Genomic DNA, 7,864 nt, shown 5'->3' on the forward strand with positions numbered 1-7,864 from the left:
GGCGCCACCCGTTTGGCGGACTGGACCTTGTCACCCAGTTTCATCAGCTGGTCGGCGTCGGCGTGCTCGGCGAGCTTGGGGAACAGGTTGCCCTCTTCGTCCTCGACGTGGGCGGATACGTTCTCGATGAGCCGGTTGACCAGGGTATTGAAGCTTTCGTGTGCGGCGTCGAGCCGTTCGAGTTCCTTGAGAATCCGCTCCACTTCGGCGTGCTCGCCGATCTCCCTGTCGGCGATCTGATCGCCGTCCGGCACGATTTCGCGGACTGCGGGATACAGGTAGATTTCCTCAGCGATGGAGTGCCGGACCAGTTCGATGGTGACATCATCGGTGATTCGGCGCCGCTCGTCCGCATCCGTCGTGGCCGCCAGGTCGTCGAACATCTCCTCGACTTCCCGGTGATCGTGCTTGAGAACCTCGATCACATCGCGCTTCTCGTCTCCCATGAGGCCTCTCCTTTTGTCGCGTGCACTTGCCGGGAGAACACCGCTGCCGCCCCGCAACCCTGGCGGGTAATGGCCTGCGGTGATCACCCGGCACGGCGCCTGATACCCGAGCGTGCGAGTCCCACTCGCCTCCCGAAGACACAGATTCGTCGGCGACCCAGGGGTCCCGCCGGAGGGACGCAGCGCTACTCAGGGGATCATGGCGGACACCCGTCGTTCATCGAGGTGCAGAAGTCCTCGGCCGGGATGGACAATCCGGCGTCCAAAGGACGACGTCTGCAAGCAGGCGCAGCAGCACGGCGCAATCACCTGCTGGACGGCACCAGACGGATGCGAACTCGGTCGATCAGGGCAGGGATCGTCCGCCCGACCGGCCACGGCCGGACTGACTTTGATGCGCCGGTGAGACCTTCATTTCTTGAGGCGATGACCCGACGCATCCCGCTGGTCAACCTCCTTCGCGGCCGAGCGGCCCCCACTCGCCGTTCGCGTCGTGCTTCAGCAAACTCTCGGCCTGGTCGAGGACCTGCTTGTCGATGAGGGCGACGGCGACGGGACGGGCCACGAGAGGCTCGTTGTCGGGGCCGCGGCCCACCTCCTCGCCCTCAAGCACCCAGGGCCGCGCGCCGTGAGCGCGGGCCCTTTTCAGGTGTGAGTAGTCGTGCAGACGCCGCGCCACCCAAAGGACCGTCGACCGCGACCCCCACCACGGCTCCACGGCGAGCGGGTTGGCGGACAACCCCGGCAACTCGGCACCGGTCAAACCATCGGCACTATGCGGACGAGACTGGTCAGCCTCCGGGTCGGCCGACCAGCGCACGAACAGGCACGGCCGGCGGTCCAACAGCTCCGCGAGCTGATCCAGCGTCGTGATCATGTCCAGCGCCATGGAAGGGCTGTTCCCCATCGCGCCACGTCGATTCTGACCTTCTCCCGCGCAGCGTCCAGCACGCACACGGCTCCAGTGGTTGAGGGGCCGAGCTCGTTCGATCGGCGTGCGGTTGGCCACCGCCCGCCCCCCACGCACTTCGCTGGATATCCACATCGCTCTTGGGGTCCCATTCTCAGGGGACCATGGCCACTTCGGGATTGCAGCACACTTACCGGTGGAATGACGCGCAGCCGCTTACGGCGTGGATGCCCCGGACCGTGATGAAGTCGGCTTCGCTGACCAGGGCCGGGTGGGCGGGACGGGCGGAGATGATCCAGCCGGCGGGCAGACTCCACCGCTGCACCTGCCGGTGCCCCAGCCCGGTGTTGGACGGATCGATCAGATCATGCTCGTTCGGTTGGCGGTTCCGCACCTACCGGCCGGTGTAGCGGGGGTTGGCCAGGATCGTCCGGCCGGTGGTCAACGTCCACCCCTGCTTGGATCGGTGAGCGTTGCGCCGCGGATCGGCCGCTGACGGGCAAGGAAGGAATGTGGATATCTTGAGCGCCCGGGTGATACGCGCCATGCCGTGACCGGCAAGCCGCTGGGCGAAGATCCATTCCACGATCGGCGCGGGCTGTGGGTCGGGCTCCAACTCGGCGGGCCCGCCCCCCACGCGGCATGCGCCCGATTCGGGTGCGGGCCGACGTCCACCAATCGGTATCCATACGGAGGGCGGCCGCCCAAGTACCGGCCCTGTTCGCGAGACTACGCGGCCATCGCCGTAGAGACCCGGATCCTGGTCCGAGTGATCTCCCGCTTGGACTGGATACCGAGATTGAACATGAGTTGTTCGTGGGTCTCGGCGGTGAAATCAACGGGGCCGGCGGTCTCGGGCATCCACAGTTGCACGCCGTAACGCTCGAACGGCGGCGCCATCAGAGCGAACTGATTGCGGTAGAACGCCCGCTCGTACTCCCCCACCACGATCACATCCAACCCGCGATCCCGGATCGGCCATCGCCACCAGCAACGCTGCCGCCTCAGGATGACGCGCCCACGGCAACACCCGCCTGTGCCCGATATCGAAACACTCGGCCGTAATCCCCCGTGTCCAGCGACCAGCGTGGCCGCCCGATCATGCTGTCTCGCCCGCGACATCACCGGATCTTGATGATCGAGCGCTTCCCCGACTGCTCAGCCCACGCCATGAGGGAGTCCACCTCAGGTCCTGCTTTGGCTTGGCCGATCCGGGCCCCGGGGTCCAAGGGCTGGGTGACGCAATGTTCAGGCCCAGGGCGGTGCTGGCGCGGCAGGAGGTCGACGACGTCGGCGCCGGGCAAGGTGTCCGGGGCCTTCGGTCATGGTTCGTCCTGGCTCTTGGGCCGCTCGTTGGCGGCGTCTGGCGCTGTGTCGCGCTCTCCTTGGTCGCCGGTTGAAGCGTTTGCCTGGTCGCGTCGCTGGTCACGGTGGGCGCCGATGTGGGGATGGTGCAGGTCGAACGCGGGCCGTTCGGAGCGGATGCTGGGGATGGAGTCGAAGTTGTGGCGTGGTGGCGGGCAGGAGGTGGCCCATTCCAGGGAGTTGCCGTAACCCCAGGGGTCGTCGACGTGCACGTCCTGGCCTTTGCGGGCGGTGCGCCAGACGTTCCACAGGAATGGGAAGGTCGACAGTCCCAGGAGCGCGGCGCCGGCTGAGGAGACGAGGTTGAGGGTGGAGAACTCGTCGGGGTAGTCGGCGTAGCGGCGCGGCATGCCCTCGGCGCCGAGGACGTGTTGCACCAGGAACGTGGTGTGGAAGCCGATGAACAGCATCCAGAAATGGATCTTGGACAGCCGTTCGTCGAGCATCTTGCCGGTCATCTTGGGCCACCAGAACGAGAACCCGGCGAACATCGCGAAGACCACGGTGCCGAACAGCACGTAGTGGAAATGCGCGACGACGAAGTAGGAGTCGTGTACATGGAAGTCCAGGGGCGGCGAGGCCAGGATCACGCCGGTGAGGCCGCCGAACAGGAAGGTGACCATGAACCCGAGCGCCCACAGCATCGGGGCCTGCAGGACGATCTGCCCGCGCCACATGGTGCCGACCCAGTTGAAGAACTTGATGCCGGTGGGCACGGCGATCAGGAAGGACAGGAAGGAGAAGAACGGCAACAGCACGCGGCCGGTGGCGAACATGTGGTGGGCCCAGACCGTCATCGACAGCCCGGTGATGGTGATGCTGGCGAAGATCATGCCGATGTAGCCGAACAGGGGTTTGCGGCTGAAGACGGGGATGACCTCGGTGACGATGCCGAAGAATGGCAGCGCCACGATGTAGACCTCGGGGTGGCCGAAGAACCAGAACAGGTGCTGCCACAGCAGCGGTCCGCCGTTGGCGGGGTCGTAGATGTGGGCGCCGAGGTTGCGGTCGGCCCACAGCGCCGCGAGGGCGGCGGCCAGCACGGGAAAGGCCATCAGCACCAGGATCGAGGTGAACAGCACGTTCCAGGTGAAGATCGGCATCCGGAACATGGTCATGCCGGGGGCGCGCATGCCGATGATGGTGGTGAGGAAGTTGACCGCGCCCAGGATCGTGCCGAACCCGGACATGATCAAGCCCGCCGTCCACAGGTCCCCGCCCGTTTCCGGGGAGCGGGTCTCATCGGACAGCGGCGGATAGCCGGTCCAGCCGAAGCTGGCTGCGCCTTCACTGGTCAGAAAGCCGGAAATGGTGATCAAGGCGCCGAAGAAGAACAACCAGAAGCTCAGCGCGTTCAACCGTGGGAAGGCCACGTCGGGGGCGCCGATCTGCAATGGCATGATCACGTTGGCGAACCCCGCGAACAGCGGGGTGGCGAAGAAGAACATCATAATTGTGCCGTGCATGGTGAACAGTTGGTTGTACTCGTAGCTGCTCACCACCTGCAGTCCCGGCTCGGCCAGTTCCGCACGGACGAGCATCGCCAGCAGCCCCGCCAGGGAGAAGAACCCGAACGAGGCGATCAGGTAGAGGTAGCCGACCTTCTTGTGGTCGGTGGTGGTCAGCCACTCGACCGCCACTTTGCCCTTGGGCGCCCGTACCGGGGCGGTCAGTGAGGTCGACGGCTCGGTGGCCGACCGCTGCGTATCTGTCACCAACACACTCCTCATGCGATTTGTCGCGTACGGAAAGCGCCCTGCTTCAACATCTGCTCGGCGAGGAGGACGGGGCATGTTCACCTGCCGTTGACCGCGTCCCGCTGTCTCGTGCCGCGCCCTGAGATGACGAGGTCCGCTGATCGGCCGGAGAACTCACATGGTGTGTTGGGGAAGGCGACCCGGTGGCTGCGGCGGTCTGTCCGTCCGCAGCCGGACAGGGCGCCTGCATCAGGGTTGTCGCCGCCACCACCATGAAGCTCACCGCCGCCAGCATCACCGCCGCCACTGCCACCGCCACCCGGGGCGGCCGGCACGAAGCAATGGCATCCCCTTTCAGCGGGGTGAACTCTGTGAGCTGCCTCGCCAACCGCGGATCCTGCCGATCGAGGTCAGAGCCAAGCTGCCGCAGCACCGTTCGCTCATAATCCGACAATTCCATCGGCATCACTTTCGCCCCGAGCGCTACCTGGTCTGGAATCACACTCGCCTTTTGGCCAGCCCCGAAGCCACCACCGACGAGCGGCGACAACGTCTTCCACGCTGAACAGCAGGTGCTACCCCTACCCCAGCGTTCGCTTCCAAACGTGCGGCGCATCAATGCGGCACAGACCAGAACTCAGCTTTGAACACGTGGGCTGCCACAGCCAGAAGCCCGCCAAGTCGGACGGCCGCGTCACGCCTTGGCACTGATGGTCTGAGCAGGGTGTCAACCACGTTTTTCGCTGGGCTCTCGGGTCATGGGCGCCGGGGGTCGAGCAGCCAACCTCCCAGCCAGATCATTTACGCGCCGACATACAAGGAGATCGGTTTCCTAAATATTGAGGAATCTGTCCGCCATGTATTCGCCGGGCGAAGCCCTGCAGGGCGTCTAGCCGTCATCGGACTAGCGGCATGGGCGCGGATACGGCCAACGGTGTTAGCGGCGGTCAGGCGGGGTGGAATACCGCCCGGACGCAACCGTCCTTCTTGTGCTTGAACAAGTCATAGCCCTTCGGCGCCTGGTCCAGGGCCATGTCGTGAGTGGCCAGGTGCCGGGTGCTGAGTTCCCCTGCGGCAATGCGGTCCAGCAGCATTGGGATGTAGCGCTGCCCGTGCATCTGAGCCCCGCGCAGGGTCAGGCCCTTGTTCATCAGGGCGCCGAGCGGGAACTTGTCGACCACGCCGCCGAAGACACCCAGCACGAAGACCGAGCCGCCCTTGCGGCAGGCGTAGATGGCCTCGCGGACGGCCGAGGGCCGGTCGGTCTGCAACCTGAGCTGATGTTTGGCCTGGTCATACCACTGCTGTGGGCCGGTGGTGTGCGCTTCCATGCCGACCGCCTCAATGCACACGTCCGGTCCGCGGCCGCCGGTACGCTCGCGGAGTTCGGCGCCGACGTCGGTGGTGGTGTAGTCGATGGTCTCCGATCCGATGTGCTCGCGCGTCATGGCGAGCCGTTCGGGGATCCTGTCGATGGAGATGACCTGGTCGGCGCCGAGCAGCATCGCCGCGCGGGCGGCCATCTGACCGACCGCGCCGCATCCCCACACGGCGACCACGTCACCCGGACGCACGCCGCTCAGATGGGCGCCCATCCAACCGGTCGGCGCCGCGTCGGAGGCGAAGGTGGCGCTGATATCGTCCACCTCGTCCGGCACGGGAAAGGCCCCGTAGTCGGCGAACGGCACTCGGACGTACTCGGCATGCGCGCCCTTGAAGCCTCCCATGGCGTGGGAGTAGCCGAACACCGCACCCGGCTCGTACCCGAACGCCAGCTGCCCGATCCCGGGATTGGTGTTGGCGTTGTCGCACAGCGACCACAGGTCGTTGGCGCAGTACCAGCAACGACCGCAGCCGATGAACGAGCACACAACGACGCGTTCGCCGACCCTGCGCCCGCGCACCCCAGGGCCGGTCTCCACGACCTCCCCGAGAAACTCGTGGCCGATGACGTCGCCGGCGCGCATGGCGGGCAGATAGCCGCCGATCAGGTGCAGGTCCGACCCACAGGTCGTGCTGGACAGCACCTTGACGATCATGTCCTGGTCGTTCTCGATCCGCGGGTCGGAGACCTGTCGCACCGACAGCCGGTTGACGCCGTCCCAGCACAGAGCCTTCACAGTCGCCCCTCGCCGGACGCCCGGCGGGTCACAAACTCGACTATCTTCCCTCGTGTCGTGGGCCGCGTGGTGGGCGGCGAGTCCGGACGGAGGACCTCGCCCGTCTCCAGCAGCGACTTGGCGTCCCGCAACGCGGTCCGCACCGCCTGGCGGGAATCCGCACCGGCCAGGCGCCCCACGATTCCGGGAGATCTGGGCCAGGCGATCCGGGCGGCCAGCTCGGTGCCACGGTCACCGGGCGCGGCAGCGACCCGCGTCTCCACTTCATCGAGCAAGGCGAGCGGTTCGGGCAATTCGCTGAGACGCTCGGGCGGACAGTTCACCGTGACTACAAGCCACCGGTCCTCCTTCGCACCTGCCTGCCGGGAGCGAGCCAGCAGTCGGCGGGCCACGCCCGCGCCGACACCCGCCAGGACCGTCATCACCGCCAGGGACGCTCGTTTCATGCCCTGGTCCGTCAACCTTTGTCGCGGGCGTCGCGGATCATGTCGCGGACGCGGTCCACCATGGCGACCATCGGTCCCGCGAGCATGTTCTTGGTGGCGGATTCGGTGCCGGGGTGGGGGTGAGTGGGCGCGGTGGCCTCGGCGGCGCGGACGGCGGCGGCGAAGCCCTTCAGTTGCGCGGGGCTGAACTGGTCTTTGAGCCGGTCGAATTCGTAGCGTTCCTCGGCGCGGGCATGAGTGAGGACGTCGATGCGCAGTTTGTCGATCGACTTGAGAAAGCCCGGGTCGTCGGTGTTCATGCCGTCCAGTTCGGCCAGCAGTTCTTTGGCCTCGCGCTCTTCGGCGAGCCGGTCGTCCACGATCCCTTCGCCGCCCGGCAGTTTCCGTGCGACCGGGTGGATGATCTCCTCCTCGGCGGTCTCGTGGACGGCCAGCAGCCGCCTGAGCTCCTGGAAGGAGTCCTTGCGGGCCTGCCCGTCGGAGTTCATCACCTGGTCGAACAGGTCGCGGATCCGGCCGTGCTGGGCGCGCAGCAGGTCGATCACGTCCTCGGTGGTCCGGGCGTCGGTGGGTGTGGTCTGCATGAGCCCTCCTGGTCGTCATGGCCGGCCCCGGGCCGGTCCCGCGGATCGCGACGCGGCGTGCATTACCCGGCGTCCGGGCGGCTAAGCGCGCCGAGCCCCGGGCGCCGCAAAGATCTTGTCCGCGGTCGGAGATCGGTGTGCGGAATCGCTTTGCCGGGGTAGGGGCGCATCCGCCGAGACGATCAGACCGACAAGGAGGGTGAGCCCGGTGGCGTTCAACCCGCTCGAACACCGCGGTATCCCGCTGGACGACCAGCTGCGCAACTGGAGCCAGCTGGACGTCGCGCCCGTCGACC

The 7,864-nt window shown here is 66.6% G+C and carries 8 protein-coding genes; all 8 read right to left on the reverse strand.

The genetic code is table 11. The features are described from left to right. On the reverse strand, positions 1 to 446 hold a 446-nt coding region (locus E1287_RS40475), incomplete at its 3' end, for a hemerythrin domain-containing protein (protein ID WP_131970990.1). A 448-nt stretch (positions 447 to 894) separates the two neighbouring features. Beyond that, on the reverse strand, positions 895 to 1,335 hold the full coding sequence (locus E1287_RS40480; RefSeq protein ID WP_207934754.1) for a DUF6098 family protein: 441 nt from the start codon (positions 1,333 to 1,335) through the stop codon (positions 895 to 897). A 211-nt stretch (positions 1,336 to 1,546) separates the two neighbouring features. Next, complete coding sequence (locus E1287_RS45190) at positions 1,547 to 1,750, reverse strand: hypothetical protein (protein WP_207934755.1); 204 nt, start codon at positions 1,748 to 1,750, stop codon at positions 1,547 to 1,549. 335 nt (positions 1,751 to 2,085) lie between these two features. Beyond that, the gene (locus E1287_RS45200) at positions 2,086 to 2,316 is read right to left on the reverse strand and encodes a hypothetical protein (RefSeq protein ID WP_207934757.1); all 231 of its coding nucleotides are present in this window, start codon (positions 2,314 to 2,316) and stop codon (positions 2,086 to 2,088) included. 362 nt (positions 2,317 to 2,678) lie between these two features. Next, the gene (gene ctaD / locus E1287_RS40490) at positions 2,679 to 4,394 is read right to left on the reverse strand and encodes a cytochrome c oxidase subunit I (protein ID WP_243719777.1); all 1,716 of its coding nucleotides are present in this window, start codon (positions 4,392 to 4,394) and stop codon (positions 2,679 to 2,681) included. Positions 4,395 to 5,365: 971 nt separating this feature from the next. Next, a complete protein-coding gene (locus tag E1287_RS40500) occupies positions 5,366 to 6,457 on the reverse strand; it encodes a zinc-dependent alcohol dehydrogenase (protein WP_207934758.1) in 1,092 nt (363 codons plus the stop codon). A 77-nt stretch (positions 6,458 to 6,534) separates the two neighbouring features. Then, positions 6,535 to 6,984, reverse strand: coding sequence for a hypothetical protein (locus E1287_RS40505; protein WP_131970998.1), 450 nt, complete (start codon positions 6,982 to 6,984; stop codon positions 6,535 to 6,537). An 11-nt stretch (positions 6,985 to 6,995) separates the two neighbouring features. Beyond that, positions 6,996 to 7,568, reverse strand: a complete 573-nt coding sequence (locus tag E1287_RS40510) for a hemerythrin domain-containing protein (RefSeq protein WP_131971000.1) — start codon at positions 7,566 to 7,568, stop codon at positions 6,996 to 6,998. Positions 7,569 to 7,864 lie beyond the last annotated feature (296 nt).

This window comes from Actinomadura sp. KC06 (assembly GCF_004348735.1).
GTDB lineage: Bacteria > Actinomycetota > Actinomycetes > Streptosporangiales > Streptosporangiaceae > Spirillospora.